The sequence below is a fragment of the Microvirga sp. KLBC 81 genome, from assembly GCF_003075415.1.
Taxonomy (GTDB): Bacteria; Pseudomonadota; Alphaproteobacteria; order Rhizobiales; family Beijerinckiaceae; genus Microvirga.
Window position 1 is genome coordinate 74,777 of the sequence record NZ_QDAH01000005.1, and the last position, 14,562, is coordinate 89,338.

General features: G+C 62.6%; 13 protein-coding genes and 1 other RNA gene. 9 read left to right on the forward strand and 5 right to left on the reverse strand.

Annotation, left to right across the window (positions count from 1 at the left end; all coding sequences use genetic code 11):
* Positions 1-51 precede the first annotated feature (51 nt).
* Together DC522_RS05510 and DC522_RS05515 are read left to right on the forward strand one after the other, a co-directional pair.
* Entirely contained in the window at positions 52-1,467 is a 1,416-nt protein-coding gene (locus tag DC522_RS05510) for an FAD-binding oxidoreductase (RefSeq protein ID WP_116527697.1), read from the forward strand.
* 81 nt (positions 1,468-1,548) lie between these two features.
* Complete coding sequence (locus DC522_RS05515; RefSeq protein WP_116527698.1) at positions 1,549-5,112, forward strand: AsmA family protein; 3,564 nt, start codon at positions 1,549-1,551, stop codon at positions 5,110-5,112.
* Positions 5,113-5,153: 41 nt separating this feature from the next.
* Here the strand turns inward: DC522_RS05515 and DC522_RS05520 are convergent, their stop codons facing one another.
* From DC522_RS05520 to fumC, 3 genes are read right to left on the reverse strand one after another with little or no spacing between them, the layout of a single operon-like run.
* The gene (locus tag DC522_RS05520; protein WP_116527699.1) at positions 5,154-5,372 is read right to left on the reverse strand and encodes a ribbon-helix-helix domain-containing protein; all 219 of its coding nucleotides are present in this window, start codon (positions 5,370-5,372) and stop codon (positions 5,154-5,156) included.
* Entirely contained in the window at positions 5,373-5,561 is a 189-nt protein-coding gene (locus tag DC522_RS05525; protein WP_116527700.1) for a DUF4169 family protein, read from the reverse strand. It lies immediately after the preceding gene.
* A 14-nt stretch (positions 5,562-5,575) separates the two neighbouring features.
* Positions 5,576-6,970, reverse strand: a complete 1,395-nt coding sequence (gene fumC, locus DC522_RS05530; protein WP_116527701.1) for a class II fumarate hydratase — start codon at positions 6,968-6,970, stop codon at positions 5,576-5,578.
* Between the two features lie 89 nt (positions 6,971-7,059).
* On the opposite strand from fumC, the gene DC522_RS05535 reads away from it, so the two are divergent.
* The gene (locus DC522_RS05535) at positions 7,060-8,454 is read left to right on the forward strand and encodes a cytochrome P450 (protein ID WP_116527702.1); all 1,395 of its coding nucleotides are present in this window, start codon (positions 7,060-7,062) and stop codon (positions 8,452-8,454) included.
* A 717-nt stretch (positions 8,455-9,171) separates the two neighbouring features.
* Here DC522_RS05535 and DC522_RS05540 read toward each other — a convergent pair.
* Complete coding sequence (locus tag DC522_RS05540; RefSeq protein WP_116527703.1) at positions 9,172-9,780, reverse strand: SspB family protein; 609 nt, start codon at positions 9,778-9,780, stop codon at positions 9,172-9,174.
* 24 nt (positions 9,781-9,804) lie between these two features.
* Positions 9,805-10,162: a transfer-messenger RNA gene (gene ssrA, locus DC522_RS05545) on the reverse strand.
* A gap of 77 nt (positions 10,163-10,239) precedes the next feature.
* On the opposite strand from ssrA, the gene DC522_RS05550 reads away from it, so the two are divergent.
* The 6 genes from DC522_RS05550 (at position 10,240) to hflC (ending at position 14,559) form a co-directional block, all read left to right on the forward strand.
* Entirely contained in the window at positions 10,240-11,034 is a 795-nt protein-coding gene (locus DC522_RS05550) for a thymidylate synthase (protein ID WP_116527704.1), read from the forward strand.
* Between the two features lie 5 nt (positions 11,035-11,039).
* A complete protein-coding gene (locus DC522_RS05555; RefSeq protein ID WP_116527705.1) occupies positions 11,040-11,345 on the forward strand; it encodes a DUF2293 domain-containing protein in 306 nt (101 codons plus the stop codon).
* Between the two features lie 34 nt (positions 11,346-11,379).
* Positions 11,380-11,859, forward strand: coding sequence for a GNAT family N-acetyltransferase (locus DC522_RS05560; RefSeq protein WP_116527706.1), 480 nt, complete (start codon positions 11,380-11,382; stop codon positions 11,857-11,859).
* On the forward strand, positions 11,859-12,371 hold the full coding sequence (locus tag DC522_RS05565) for a dihydrofolate reductase (RefSeq protein WP_116527707.1): 513 nt from the start codon (positions 11,859-11,861) through the stop codon (positions 12,369-12,371). The genes DC522_RS05560 and DC522_RS05565 overlap by 1 nt, the downstream gene beginning before the upstream one ends.
* 134 nt (positions 12,372-12,505) lie before the next feature.
* Complete coding sequence (gene hflK, locus DC522_RS05570) at positions 12,506-13,639, forward strand: FtsH protease activity modulator HflK (RefSeq protein WP_116527708.1); 1,134 nt, start codon at positions 12,506-12,508, stop codon at positions 13,637-13,639.
* On the forward strand, positions 13,636-14,559 hold the full coding sequence (gene hflC / locus DC522_RS05575) for a protease modulator HflC (protein WP_116527709.1): 924 nt from the start codon (positions 13,636-13,638) through the stop codon (positions 14,557-14,559). The genes hflK and hflC overlap by 4 nt, the downstream gene beginning before the upstream one ends.
* The last annotated feature ends 3 nt before the right edge of the window (positions 14,560-14,562 follow it).

Sequence of the window (14,562 nt, forward strand, 5' to 3'; positions counted from 1 at the left end):
GGTTTTGGTAGGTATGGATAACGAGCCCCGTAATCGGAACGCAATCTCAAGATGAACGCCATTCTCTCACCTGGCCGCCCCAAACCCTCCGAAGCCGCCATTTCTGACCTGACGGCGGAACTCTCCAGCCGCTTCGGCGAAAGGGTGGTGATCTCTGCTGCCGTACGCGAGCAACACGGCCATACGCTGACCTGGGTGAAGAACCAGCCTCCAGATATCGTGGTCTATGCCCGTACGACGGAGGAGGTCTCCGAGATCGTCAAGCTCTGCGCAGCGAAGGGGGTGCCGATCATTCCCTTCGGTACGGGCACATCGCTCGAGGGCCACATCAACGCGCCCGATGGCGGCGTCTGCATCGATTTGAGCCTGATGAAACGGATTATCGCCGTCCATGACGAAGATCTGGACTGCGTGGTCGAGGCGGGCGTGACCCGAAAGGAGCTGAACGAACACCTGCGCGACAAAGGCCTGTTCTTCCCTATCGATCCGGGAGCGGATGCCTCCATCGGCGGCATGGTCGCCACGCGAGCCTCCGGCACCAATGCCGTCCGCTACGGCACGATGAAGGACGTGGTGCTCTCGTTGACCGTCGTGCTGCCGAACGGCGAGATCGTGAAGACCGCAAGCCGCGCGAAGAAAAGCTCGGCAGGCTACGATCTCACCCGGCTGATGATCGGCTCCGAGGGCACGCTCGGCGTCATTACCGAGATCACCCTGAAGCTGCAGGGCATTCCGGAGGCCATCTCGGCGGGCATCTGTCCCTTCCCGACGGTCAAGGCTGCTTGTGATGCGGTGATCATGACGATTCAGTCCGGCATCCCGGTAGCACGTATCGAGCTGCTCGATGAGGTGCAGGTGAGGGCAGTGAACCTTCACTCAAAGCTCTCCCTGCCGGAGAGCCCCTTGCTCCTGCTTGAATTCCACGGCACCGACGTCAGCGTGCAGGAACAGGCCGAGCGCTTCGGAGAGATTGCGGCGGAGTTCACTGACCAGCCCTTCGAATGGGCCACGAAGCCCGAAGAACGCTCGCGCCTCTGGCAAGCCCGGCACGATGCCTATTGGGCAGCCCGAGGCCTGCGCCCCGGCGCGCAATCGGTGGCGACCGACGTCTGCGTGCCGATATCGCGGCTCGCCGAATGCGTGGACGAGACGAAGAAGGACATTCTGGAAAGCGGCATGATCGCTCCCATCGTGGGCCATGTGGGTGACGGCAATTTCCATGTTCAACCGCTTGTGAATACGGATGACCCTGCGGAAATCGCCGCCTGTGAGGCCTTCGTTGACCGGCTCGTGAAGCGGGCCGTTGCCATGGAAGGCACCTGCACCGGCGAGCACGGCGTTGGACAGAAAAAGATGAAATATCTGGAGATTGAGCATGGAGAAGCCGCGCTTGACCTCATGCGCGTCTTGAAACGGGCGATAGACCCGCACAACATCATGAATCCGGGCAAGATCGTTGCACTTTGATGGTGGAAGGAGCGCTCGGAGCGCTCCCGATCCCATGATCCGTGAGCTAAGAGATAAGGTGAAACGGAGACAATAAACCTCTTGCGCGATATCCTGACGATCATCGCAGGCATTGTGATCCTGATCCTGGCGATTGCCGTTGCGGCGCCTCCTCTCATGACCTGGGAGGATTACCGCGACACGATCGATGGGATGATTTCGCGTGCCTCGGGAACAGAGGCGCGCACGCAGGGCAGCATCGGTATTCGTCTGCTGCCGGAGCCGAGGATCGTCCTCGACCGGCTGCAACTTGGCGGCAAGACACCCGATTCCCCCATTCTGACGGCCGATAACGTTCTGGCTGAGATCGCGCTTACGCCGCTTCTGCGGGGCGAGGTCCGCTTTACAGCAACTCAGATCGGCCGGGCCGATATCCAGGTTCCGGTTTCAGGCAAAGGTGACTGGCGCCTGCCGCCCGATCTCGTTTCAGGCAGCGGGCGCAGCCGCGAATGGGCCATCGAGAGCCTCAATATCGGCCAGCTTCTGGTCACGACGCAGAGGACGACCACGGGCCACACGAACCAGGCGTTTGCGGAAAATGTCCAGATCGAGGGGCAGAAGCTCATCGGCCCGTGGCGAGTCGAGGGCACCACGTCAGGCGTACCGTTCCGTCTCGTGACGGGTGAGCTGGGCGAGGACAAGACCGTCCAGATCAAGCTCTCAGGAGGCGGCGATATCTATCCCCGCTTCGATATCGATTCTCGTCTCGCGCTGGACGATGCGGCGGCCGGAGCCACGATTCCGAATATTTCGGGCAAGGCGAAGGTTCTGTTCGGCCCTCCGGCTCAGGTCGCAGCGGCAGGCATTCCCATTCCGATCGCTGTCGAAACTGACTTCACGACGGCTGATGGCGCCGTTGCCCTGAGTTCCGTGACGTTGGAGGCAGGCGAGGGCGGCGCGAGCTTGCGTATGACCGGCGAGGGAAGCATCGGCATCACCGATCCGCGCATTGCGTTGAAGCTAGAAGGACGGCGGCTCGATGCGGACAGTTTCATTCTGTCCTCGAGCGGTCGGGATTTCGCCTCGCGCCTCAAGGATTGGTCGCTTCCTCCGATCACCGTTCCCATCGAGCTCGACCTCAAGATCGACAGCATCGGTTTGGGACAGGAGGATCTCTCCAATGCCAATCTCCGCCTGTCCCTCGAGCGGGGCAAGGCGCGGCTCGATCGCATCGAGTTCAACGCTCCCGGCGAGACGCGGGTGGCGCTCGAAGGTCAGCTCGGTCTGACGACACAGGGCGGCATCGAAGGCAAGGTGGCACTCGCTTCAAACGCATCGGATCGTTTGGCGCGTTATCTCGACCGTATCAGGATCCGCTCGCCTTTCCTCGACGTCCTCGATGGGCGACCTGTCGAAGCATCGTCGGATATCGTCTTCAACAATCCGGTTCTTTCGCTCAACCGCATGCGCGTGAAGATCGGCGATGCCGTTACCACCGGTAATCTGCGCTATACCGCGCCCGACGCCGATGAACGCGGCAAGCTGGAAGCGCAGGTTGCGGTCCAGAACCTGAACCTCGATCACCTGCCGCAGCTCTCCAGCGTGTTCGAGGCGACGCAGAATGTCGATGTCGGCTTCATCCTCGAGGCGCGCGGCGTCAGCGCGGGCAAGAGCTCGGCGACTGGCCGCATCACCGCACGCATTCTCTCCGATGGCCCGGCGTTGCTGGTCGAGAACCTCGACATCGTGGATCTCGCTGGTGCCAATGCTCGTGTGAGTGGACGCATCGCGCCTGATGGCTCCGGCAGCATCACCGGCAAGGTGACTGCACAGCGCGCTGCTCCTCTCATCGATCTGCTCGGCAGCGTGTGGGTGGGCGGGGTCTCCAAGCTCGTGCCGCATTTCCTGCGTGAAGGTGCACTCAATGTGCAGGTGGGCACCGAGCGCGTCGCTCCGCCTCCTGGCTCCACTGAGCTGCGCCTGCGCACGATGATGAAGGGAACGGCGGCAGGTGGCACGATCGAGGGCAGCGTCGATTCTGTCGATGGCCGGACCGAAAACCTCAATCTTACTCTCGCAACGGACAATACGGGCCGCTGGGTGAACCGCAGCAGCATGGCGGGTCTTCATCGTCCATCCCGGATCGATCTTCGCGGCACCCGCGTCGGCTCCGGCCAGTTCAACGTCACTTTCGCCGGTGAGGTGGCAGGGGCGCAGATTGCTACTCTGCGGCCTTTCTCTCTGAGCGAGAATGATGACGTGGTGGATAGCGGCGAAGCGGAGTTCGTGACAGCCGATGTCACCCCCTTCCTGCTGTTGCTGGGCGATGGCGCGGGCGTGAATCCGCCTGTTCCGGTGAAGGCCCGCATCACGCTGGGACGCGAACGCGATGCGAGCCGCGTTGATGTGACGGGGCAGGTCGCCAGCAACACCGTGCAGGCGAGCCTCAATGTCCGCTCCCGTTCGGAGATCGGCGGTGAGGTTTCTCTCGACAGGCTTTCGCTGCCATGGCTCACGGCGGCGCTGGCGCTCAACGTGCCGGGCGATCCTCATGCCACCGCGATCTGGTCCAACGCCACGTTCGGTCAGAGCGGGCGGCTCGTAAGCGGTGGGCAGGTGACGTTCAGGGTTGGTAACCTCGATCTCGGGCGCGGCATTCAGAGCACGCGTGCGAGCTTCATGATTGAGGCTCAAAGCGACGGCATCTCGATCCGCAATCTCGACACCAGCATCGGCACCGGTCGCCTCACGGGTTCCACCACAATCACACGCCAAGGCGCGACGGCGACGGTCGTCGGCGAAGGCGCGCTCGATAGCGTGCCGCTTTGGGCTCTTGGTGGCTCGTCGCCCATCGAGGCGATCCTGTCCGGCAATCTCAGATTCGGTACAGCGGGAGAGAGCACGTCCGAACTCGTATCGGCCCTTGGTGGTGCAGGTGATTGGACGATCACGAAGCTGCGCGTACCGAATGCCGATCCTGCCGTGTTCGACCGTGCGCTCAAGCGCGCCTTGGCCGAGAACGAACCTCTCGTCGAGGGTAAGGCCGAAGCCATCATCAATGCTGAGTTGGGCCGTGCTGCGCTCACCGCGCAAACGGTCAAGACATCGGCGGCACTCGTGGGCGGATCGTTGCGGCTCTCGCCTTTCGCGATCGAAAGCGGGCCGTCGACTTGGCAAGGTGGGGTGACGTTCGATCTCAATAGGTTGGAACTCGATGCGCGGGGTTCGCTCGTTTCCAGGACATCGCCTGCCGGATGGACCGGCGCTCCGCCGTCCATTGGCTTGAACTGGCGTGGTCCGATGGCCGCTCCCGTGCGCGAGGTGGATGCGGGGCCATTCCGCAACGGGCTCGCCGCCATCGTGCTCAAGCGTGAGCTCGAAAAGATCGAAGCCTTCGAGCGCGCTGCCGCCGAGCGTCAGCGCCAGATCCAGGCGCAGCAGGAAGCAGAGCGTCAGCGCGCGAAAGCCGCCGCTGAAGAAGCTGCCCGCCAGCTGAGGGCTCAGGCAGAGGCCGAGAGGGCGCGCCGTGAGGCAGAGCGGTTACAATCCGAGCAACAGCGACAACCGGAGGAAGAAGCAGCGCCCGCGCAAACATCGGTGCCGCCGCTGAATCCGCCGGTGGAGCTCGATGCTCCGCCGCGCATCTACGACAATCCTGAACGATAAGTTTTTTCAGCCTTTCGGCAAGGAGCGCCTCTCTGCGGCTCTCATCCGCGGCTGCGGAGATCCATCAGAACGAACACGCGAATGGCCGAGGAGAGGTTCTGCTCTCCGCGCTCGGCGTCGATGCGTCCGATCAGGGCTTGAATGGAAAGTTTCTCGCGCTCGGCGATCTCGCGCAAAATCTGCCAGAACGGCTCTTCGAGAGAGATGCTGGTCCGGTGACCGGCAATGGAGACGGAGCGCTTGACGATGCCAGAGCCCATTCAAGGCTTCTCGTTCTCGTCGCGCTTGTGGGAGTCGAGGCGGCGTCGCGCCAGATCCCGCTCGGCCCTGGTCAGATCCTTCTCCGCTTTGGTGCGGCCGAAGGTGATACGGTTTTGTTCGGCGCGGGCTTCTTTCTCGGCCCGCGCCTTCTGCTTGCGCGCCTGGCGCAGATTGATGATCTCAGCCATGGCGCGGTTGTCGCTTATTCGCCCGGCTGAAGCATCGTCTCGGGACGAACGACAGCGTCGAAGTCATCAGATGACACGCCAGCCTTGAGGGCCTCCTCCTTCAGGGTCGTGCCGTTCTTATGCGCGGACTTCGCAATCGCTGCGGCCTTGTCGTAGCCGATCTTCGGAGCGAGCGCCGTCACGAGCATGAGCGAACGCTCCATCAGCTCCTTCAGGCGATCCTTGTTCGGCTCGATGCCGACGACGCAGTTGTCGGTGAAGCTGATCGCGCCATCCGCGAGCACGCGGATCGACTGCAGCACGGCATTCACGATCACTGGCTTGAACACGTTGAGCTCGAAATGGCCCTGACTTCCGGCGAAGGTCACCGTGGTCTGGTTGCCGGCCACTTGGCAGCACAGCATCGTCATGGCCTCGGCCTGGGTGGGGTTCACCTTGCCGGGCATGATCGACGAGCCGGGCTCGTTCTCAGGCAGCGAGATCTCGCCGATGCCCGAGCGTGGGCCGGAACCCATGAGGCGGATGTCGTTGGCTATCTTGAAGAGGCCAGCAGCCAGGCTCGCCAGCGCGCCGTGTGTGTAGACGAGCGCGTCGTTGGAGGCGAGGGCCTCGAACTTGTTGGTGGCCGAGGTGAAAGGAAGGGCGGTCAGCTCAACAACCTTCGCAGCGAAACGGTCGGCGAACTCGGGGTGCGCATTGAGGCCCGTGCCGACGGCAGTGCCGCCCTGGGCAAGCGCATAAATGCCGGGCAGCGTCTGCTCAATGCGGGCAATGCCGAGACGGACCTGAGCGGCATAGCCGGAGAATTCCTGGCCGAGCGTGACCGGCGTCGCATCCTGCAGGTGCGTGCGGCCGATCTTCACGAGGTCCTTGAAGGCCTCGGCCTTGTCCTCAAGCGCCTTCAGCAGGTGCTTGAGGGCGGGAAGCAGGCGGTCGTTGATCTCGCGTGCCACGGCGATGTGCATGGCTGTCGGGAACGAGTCGTTGGACGACTGGCCCATGTTCACGTGATCGTTGGGATGAACCCGCTTCTTGCTGCCGCGCTCGCCGCCCAGGCGCTCGATGGCCAGGTTCGAGAGCACCTCGTTCATGTTCATGTTGGACTGGGTACCCGAGCCCGTCTGATAGACCACGAGGGGGAACTCACCGTCATACTTGCCCTGCACCACGTCGGCGGCCGCCGAGGCGATGGCGTCAGCGAGGCGGGGATCCAGCTTGCCGAGATCCTTGTTCACAAGGGCGGCGGCCTGCTTCACGATGGCCAGCGCATGAACGAGGGGGAGGGGCATCCGATCGGTGCCAATGCGGAAGTTCTGGAGGGAACGCTGCGTCTGAGCGCCCCAGAGCTTGTCGGCGGGAACTTCGATGGGGCCGAAGGTATCTGTTTCGGTGCGGGTTGAGGGCGACATCCTGACCTCTTTCGATGGAGTTGCGTGTTCTTATCTCAAACTCAGGCGCTCGCAACAGCGAAGGCCGCATAACGGGCTTGTAAATTCGGATGACTGACGCCCTGGAGGCCCCGCTTTTCCGCCCACCGGCCCCAAAACCACGGACAGAGCCGCTCGGGACCCTGGCCTTTTTGAGAGCCGTTCGCGAAAACCCCATCACCACCTGGATGGAGCAGCATTTCGAGGAACTGGTCCTGGCGGGCGAGGGCGCCTTAGGTCATCTGACCGTGGTGCACGACCCGGCCATCATCCGCTATATCCTCGTCGACAACGCGGCCAATTACCGGAAAGACGACCTCCAGATCCGTATCCTTGCGCCAGGTTTCGGGCGCGGTCTCATTACAGCCGAGGGAGAGGAGTGGAAGCTCCAGCGGCGCACCATTTCGCCGCTCTTTACGCCCCGCAATGTCAGCGGCTTCTTCCCGGCTATGGCCGAGGCAGCAGAACACCTCGTCCGACGCTGGCAAAGACGCCCGGAGGGGCGCGTGGTCGATGCCCCGCTGGAGATGACCCGCGTGACGCTGGACGTGCTGGAGCGGACGATCTTCACCCATGGGGTGCCGCAGGACCCGGACGCGCTCGGACGGGCCATTACGCGCTATTTCAACAGTCTGGGGCGGGTCGACCCTCTCGATATCTTCGGTTTTCCGGAGTGGATTCCGAGGATAGGCCGCCTGCGTGCCAGACCGGCCATTCGCTTCTTCGAAGAGACGGTCAACGAACTCATCGAGGGCCGAAAGGCTTTGCTTGCCCGCGGCGAGCCTGCTCCTCGGGACCTGCTGACCCTTCTCCTGGAGGCTTCGGATCCCCAAACCGGCAAGGGCCTGAGCGACCTTGAGGTGCGGGCGAATATCGTGACCTTCATCGGGGCCGGGCACGAGACGACGGCCAACGCCCTCTCATGGTCGCTTTATCTCCTGTCTCAGGATGAGCGGGCCCGCACCAGGATCGAGCAGGAGGTGGATGAGGTGTTGGGGCAGGGGCCCTTCGAGCCACGTCATCTTGACCGGCTCATCTATACGCGCGCGGTCATCGACGAAGCGATCCGTCTTTACCCGCCTGCACCTTATATGAGCCGGACCGCGATCCAGGATGATCGGATCGGGGATCTGCTTATTGCTGCCGGCTCGGTCGTCGCGATTGCGCCTTATGTTCTTCATCGGCATCGGAAGCTGTGGGATCAGCCCGACGCTTTCAGGCCCGAGCGCTTCCTGCCGGAAGAGCGGAGCCGCATCGACCGCTTCGCCTACCTGCCTTTCGGAGCCGGTCCTCGGGTCTGCATCGGTGCGAGTTTCTCGCTTCAGGAGGCTGTCATCGTGCTTGCCACCATCGCCCGGGCGGTGCGGCTCGATCTTATCGAAGGCCATGAGGTGATGCCCGTGCAGAGAATCACCTTGAGACCGCGCGGCGGTCTGCCGATGCGCCTGACGCATCGCTCGCCTTGAGCGACAGCAAGCGTGGCAGCCCTTCATGCACCCCCGTCATTCCCGGCCGGAGATGGCGTAGCCATCGGAGGGGAAGGGAATCGACTCGCACGCGCTGCGCGAGGGATCCCCTTTCCGGGGCCTTCGGACTGCCAGGGGGATGGCACGGGCATAGGATGTCAAAGAGCCAAACGGAAGCGGCCTCGGCTGGCGAGCCTGCCGAGGGTGAATGGGTCGAGGGGGCGCGAGGAGCGGTCCGGCTCGATGTCTGATGATGATGCTTGGAACCCGACGGCTCCTCGCGCACGGCTTCTTTAGGCGGACACCGCAGCGGTCGCTCGGGACCTGCGGGCGGCCTCCTGCCGGTGGGCTGGCGTTCAGCCTCCTCCGCAGGACCGTGCCCCGGCTCCACAACCTGCGACGCCTCGCGAGCGCGCCCCTCGGTGAGCCGGGACAAGACACGATATAGCCGAGCTTAGGACAGAAGTCAAGAACAAAGTGAGAACATACGGTGCCCCATCCGATATCTCCCGCGTCACATCCCTGGGCTTGGGCCGGGGATCCACGTCTTCACCCTCGAGGGGCTCTTAAGACGTGGATGGCCGCAACAGGTGCGGCCATGACGCGGAGGGTAGTCTAGACGAGGCGAACACACGCGGAGGATCGGGGCTGATCCCGGATCACGTCCCGGGACCGCCATGACAGGAGGGACGTTCTGGACTGTATCAGGAGTGAGGGTCAGTTCTTCTTGCGGAAGGCGTCGAGGCTCACGACCTCGGCGCTGCCGGAGGAATTGGCGTCTGCCGATTCCGGCCTGGGAGCAGGAGATGCTTCGGTCTGCTCGACCTTGGTGACCGGGGCCTTCTCGGGAGCGGACTTCTTCTCCGCAGCCGCGGGGGCTTTACGGGGCTGCTTCAGCTCCACGGGCTCGGAGCCGCGCACAGGCTGCGGCGCGGGCGGAGCCTCGGCGATCTCGTCCTCCTCCTCATCTTGGCCATCGAACTTCAGGCCGAACTGGACGGAGGGATCGAAGAAGCCGGTAAGCGCATCGAAGGGGATGAGCAGCCGCTCGGGAATGCCGGAGAAGGAGAGGCCCACCTCGAAGGCATGCTCGGTGACATTCAGATCCCAGAACTGATGCTGAAGCACGATGGTCATCTCCTGAGGATATTTTTCGCGCAGGCGGTTCGAGAGCCGAACGCCGGGATAATCCGTCTGGAAGGAGATGTAGAAATGGTGTTCGCCCGGAAGGCCGTCCTTGCCTGCATCGATCAGCACTTTGCGCACGACGCCTTTCAGCGCGTCCTGCACCAGAAGATCGTAGCGGATCAGGTCTTTGCCGGCCATAGGCGGTCCCTATTCAGAAATAGAAGTGGAGGCTTCTGTTGCCAGGTGCCTCCGAACCCCGCCTAACGGTGCTAACCGCTAGGGCTTTGAGTCGGTATTAGGGACTGCGTTACGCAGCCACTGCAACCGGAGCATAGTTGTCGTTGGCAACTATTGAATCGGCCCGATGTCGGCGGAACCATGCCGAGCGAAAGTCTATCCTTTACGCCCTCGTCGATCCTATTTCGCCCCCGCCGAAACCCAAGTTGGGCTTGGGCTTTGGTGGAGGCGCCGGGTACCGCCCCCGGGTCCGATGGGTTTATTCCGATAGCCGTTTATCGCCATAGCCGGTCTCGCGACCGGCAACCCCAATATAGGTGGCGGAAATCCGAATTGAAAGAGCGGGGATAACCCGAAGAGCAGTTAAAAGTGACTCGGAAGGGCAGGGTGGCTGCCATATGATGAGGGCAGGAGCACCCCATGCACGCCTATCACGACCTTCTCCGCCGCATCATGGATGAGGGCGTCCGCAAGGACGACCGGACCGGAACCGGGACGATTTCCGTCTTCGGGCATCAGATGCGTTTCGATCTGAGCGAGGGCTTCCCGCTCGTCACAACCAAGAAGCTTCACCTGCGCTCGATCATTCACGAATTGCTCTGGTTCCTGAAGGGCGACACCAATATCCGCTACCTGCAGGAGAACGGCGTCACGATCTGGGACGAATGGGCGGACGAGAACGGCGATCTCGGTCCCGTCTACGGCAAGCAGTGGCGCTCCTGGGGCCGGCCCGATGGCGGCACCGTGGACCAGATCCAATGGGTGCTCGACGAGATCCGCCGCAATCCCGATTCCCGCCGCCTGATCGTCTCCGCCTGGAACCCGGCGGATCTCGACAGGATGGCGCTCGCGCCCTGCCACTGCCTGTTCCAGTTCTACGTGGCGGAAGGACGATTGTCCTGCCAGCTCTACCAGCGCTCGGCGGACGTGTTCCTCGGCGTGCCGTTCAACATCGCGTCCTACGCGCTGCTCACGCATATGATGGCGCAGGCCGCAGGGCTTCAGCCGGGCGATTTCGTGCATTCCTTCGGCGATGCGCATCTCTACCTGAACCATCTGGAGCAGGCGCGCCTGCAGCTCTCGCGCGAGCCGCGGGCTCTGCCGAAGCTCAGACTCAACCCGGCTGTGCGGTCGCTGTTCGATTTCACCTTCGATGATATTGCCATCGAGGACTATGATCCGCATCCCGCCATCAAGGCGCCTGTTGCGGTTTGACGCGCATGAACAGGCGCGAAGCTATCGAGGGCGCCATCCGGGTTCTGGCTCCACGAATCCCGAAGCATGAGTTCGAGTCCGTGATGGATCACGCCCTCGGCAGCCGCGGCCTCCACACGGCTTCGCCCGAGACGGCGGCGTGGCTCTCGATCACCTCGTATATCCGCCACAGGCTCACCGATTACGACAATCTGCTCGACGAAGGATACGACGTGGACAGCGCCCGCTTCTTCGTGCTCGACGACATGAATGCCATTCTGGAGGAATGGGGATCGCCGCGCCGTGTCCTCGCTGAGGACGAAGCGGATTGAATCCACGGCAATTTCGAGTTTCAGTACAAGCCCAATGACCCTCACCATCCGCAAAGCTGAAGAGCGCGACGCGTCGCTGATTGTCGCCTTCATCAAGGAACTCGCCGAGTACGAGCGGCTGGTTCACGAAGTTGACGCGACCGAGGCCGATATTGCGAAGGCGCTGTTCGGGTCGAACCCGCGCGCTTTTGCGGATATCGCCGAGTGGGAGGGGAGGTCCGCAGGCTTTGCCCTGTGGTTCTACAATTTTTCCACCTTCCGCGGGCGTCACGGCATCTATCTGGAAGATCTCTTCGTCCGGCCCGAGTTCCGCTCGAACGGCATCGGCAAGGCGTTGCTGAGGCATCTGGCGCAACGCTGTGTGGCCGAGGGTCTGCCGCGCCTCGAATGGTGGGTGCTCGACTGGAACGAGCCGGCGCTGAAATTCTATCGCTCCATCGGCGCCGTGCCGATGGACGAATGGACAGTCCAGCGCGTGACGGGCGAAGCGCTCAGCAAACTGGCGGAGGCGTGATGGCGATTCCTCTCATCTTGGTTGTCGCTGTGGCCGAGAACGGCGTCATCGGACGCGACAACAAGCTGCTCTGGCGTCTTCGCTCGGACCTGAAGCGCTTTCGCGAACTCACCATGGCCAAGCCCATGATCATGGGTCGCAAAACTTTTGAATCCATCGGCAAGCCTTTGCCGGGGCGTGAGACCATCGTGCTCACGCGTGATGTCAGCTTCTCCGCCCCGGGCGTTCATGTCGTCCACAGCTGGGACGGGGCCGTGGCCAAGGGAGAGGAGCTTGCCAAGACGATGGCCGCCGACGCAATATCCGTGGTGGGAGGTGCCGAGATCTACAAGATCGCCCTGCCGCATGTGCAGAAAATATACCTCACCGAAGTCGCTGCCGCTCCGGAAGGGGATGCCTTCTTCCCGCCGATCGATCGTTCACACTTCCGCGAAACGGCCCGGATTGCACATCCCAAGGGTCCTGATGACGAGCATCCGTTTACCTTTATTGATCTCGAAAGGCGCTCTTGACTTGCTTAAGGTTGACGAACGGCGCTTGAATCCCCAATTCGCAGGCTTGACAGGCGGAATAGGCAAAACCCAAAACCGTCTTAAGTTCCCATCGGCTTCGCAGCCGGTCTTTTCAGAGTGAGGAAAGGCGTCCTATGCCTTGGAGTAACCAAAGCGGCGGCGGTGGCCCCTGGGGGCAGCGTGGCGGATCAGGCGGCAAGAGCCCGTGGGGCTCCGGCGGCCCGCAGGGCAACGGAAATCCGCCCGATCTTGAGGATATCCTGCGCCGCAGCCAGGATCGCCTGAAGGATTTCATCCCCGGCGGCTCCATGGGCGGCAAGGGCCTGATCCTCCTCGTCCTCGGCGTCGTCGCCATCTGGTTGCTGACCGGCTTCTACACGGTCCGGCCTAACGAAGTCGGCATCAATATGATCTTCGGCCAGTACAGCAGCACGAGCGGCGAGGGCCTGCGCTACAACTATCCCTATCCGATCGGCCGGGTGATCAAGCCGAACGTGACCGCGCAGCAGCGCGTCGAGGTCGGCTACCGCTCCACGGCGACCGGCCAGGGTCGCGCCCGCGACGTGATCGAGGAAAGCCTGATGCTCACCGCCGACGAGAACATCGTGGACATCGATTTCGATGCGGTCTGGCAGATCAATCCCGCGCGTCCGCAGGATTACGTGTTCAACCTGCAGAACCCCGATGGCACCATCAAGTCCGTCGCCGAGAGCGCCATGCGCGAGGTGATCGGCCGGCGTAACATTCAAGCTATCCTTACGACCGAGCAGGCGAGTGTCGCCCAGGAAGTGCGCCAGATCATGCAGGGAGCGCTCGATGCCTATGGCGCAGGCGTGCTGATCAACGTGGTGCAGCTTCAGGCAGCCCGTCCTCCGTCCGAGGTCCAGCAGGCCTTCTTCGATGTGAACGCCGCACAGCAGGATGCGGTGCGCGTGCAGAACGAGGCGGAGACCTTCGCCAGCCGCATCGTTCCCGAATCGCGGGGCGAAGCGTCCCGCACCATCCAGCAGGCGGAAGCCTATCGCGAGCAGTCCGTGGCCGACGCCAGCGGTCAGGCTGCGCGCTTCCGTCAGGTCTATGAGGAGTATCGCAAGGCGCCTGACGTCAGCCGCGAGCGTATCTTCCTCGAGACGATGGAGCGTGTCTTCGGCAGCGTCGACAAGATCATCGTCGATCAGAACGGGCAGGGGGTCGTGCCTTTCCTGCCGCTCAACCAAGTGCCGCAATCCCAGAGTAGCGCCACCACCAGTCAGGGAGCCACGCGATGAATAACTCTGCGCTTCGCACAGGTTTCCTGATCCTTCTGGCTCTAGTCGCCATCGTTCTCTACAGCTCGATCTACATCGTCCAGCAGACGCAATATGCACTCGTGCTGCGCTTCGGTGCCGTGCAATCCGCGATCTCCGAGCCGGGCTTGAAGTTCAAGATGCCGCTCATCGACAACGTCACCTATTTCGAGAAACGGGTGCTCGATCTCGATCTGCCGGTGCAGACCGTCTTGTCCGCCGACCGCCAGAACCTCGAGGTCGATGCATTCACGCGCTACCGCATCAACGATCCGCTCCGCTTCTATCAGGCTGTCGGCAACATCGCTCTTGCCAATCAGCGCCTGCAGAGCTTCACTAACTCGGCCATGCGCAATGTTCTGGCCAATGCCTCGCGCGATGCCATCGTTCGCACGGAACGTGGTGGGTTGATGAACCGGATTCAGGAAGACGTGAACCGCCAGGCACGCAGCCTCGGGATCGAGATGATCGACGTGCGTCTCACACGTGTCGATTTGCCTGCGGCAAACAGTCAGGCCGTCTATCAGCGTATGCGTACCGAGCGTGAGCGCGAGGCGGCGGATCTGCGGGCCAATGGCCAGCAGCGTGCTCAAACCATTCGGGCACAGGCTGAGCGCGAGGCCACGATCATTCGCGCCGAGGCCAACCGCAAAGCTGAAGAGTTGCGCGGCCAGGGTGATGCGGATCGCAACCGCATCTTGGCCGAGGCCTTTGGCCAGGATCCCGAGTTCTTCGCCTTCTACCGCTCCATGCAGGCCTATGAAGCAGGCCTGAAGGGAACCAGCACGCGCCTTGTTCTGAGCCCCGACTCAGAGTTCTTCCGCTACTTCAACGGGTCTGCGGGCAGGCCCAATGGAGGCACTCCCTCAACCCCGGCTCCCCAGCCGGCTCCTGCTCAGTAAGAC

Excerpts from the sequence above, each read along its gene's own strand:
- DC522_RS05550 (WP_116527704.1), top strand. The coding sequence starts at position 10,240 with ATGCACGCCTATCACGACCTTCTCCGCCGCATCATGGATGAGGGCGTC.
- fumC (WP_116527701.1), bottom strand. The coding sequence starts at position 6,970 with ATGTCGCCCTCAACCCGCACCGAAACAGATACCTTCGGCCCCATCGAA.
- DC522_RS05535 (WP_116527702.1), top strand. The coding sequence starts at position 7,060 with ATGACTGACGCCCTGGAGGCCCCGCTTTTCCGCCCACCGGCCCCAAAA.
- DC522_RS05565 (WP_116527707.1), top strand. The coding sequence starts at position 11,859 with ATGGCGATTCCTCTCATCTTGGTTGTCGCTGTGGCCGAGAACGGCGTC.
- hflC (WP_116527709.1), top strand. The coding sequence starts at position 13,636 with ATGAATAACTCTGCGCTTCGCACAGGTTTCCTGATCCTTCTGGCTCTA.
- DC522_RS05520 (WP_116527699.1), bottom strand. The coding sequence starts at position 5,372 with ATGGGCTCTGGCATCGTCAAGCGCTCCGTCTCCATTGCCGGTCACCGG.
- DC522_RS05555 (WP_116527705.1), top strand. The coding sequence starts at position 11,040 with ATGAACAGGCGCGAAGCTATCGAGGGCGCCATCCGGGTTCTGGCTCCA.
- DC522_RS05510 (WP_116527697.1), top strand. The coding sequence starts at position 52 with ATGAACGCCATTCTCTCACCTGGCCGCCCCAAACCCTCCGAAGCCGCC.
- DC522_RS05540 (WP_116527703.1), bottom strand. The coding sequence starts at position 9,780 with ATGGCCGGCAAAGACCTGATCCGCTACGATCTTCTGGTGCAGGACGCG.
- DC522_RS05525 (WP_116527700.1), bottom strand. The coding sequence starts at position 5,561 with ATGGCTGAGATCATCAATCTGCGCCAGGCGCGCAAGCAGAAGGCGCGG.
- DC522_RS05560 (WP_116527706.1), top strand. The coding sequence starts at position 11,380 with ATGACCCTCACCATCCGCAAAGCTGAAGAGCGCGACGCGTCGCTGATT.
- hflK (WP_116527708.1), top strand. The coding sequence starts at position 12,506 with ATGCCTTGGAGTAACCAAAGCGGCGGCGGTGGCCCCTGGGGGCAGCGT.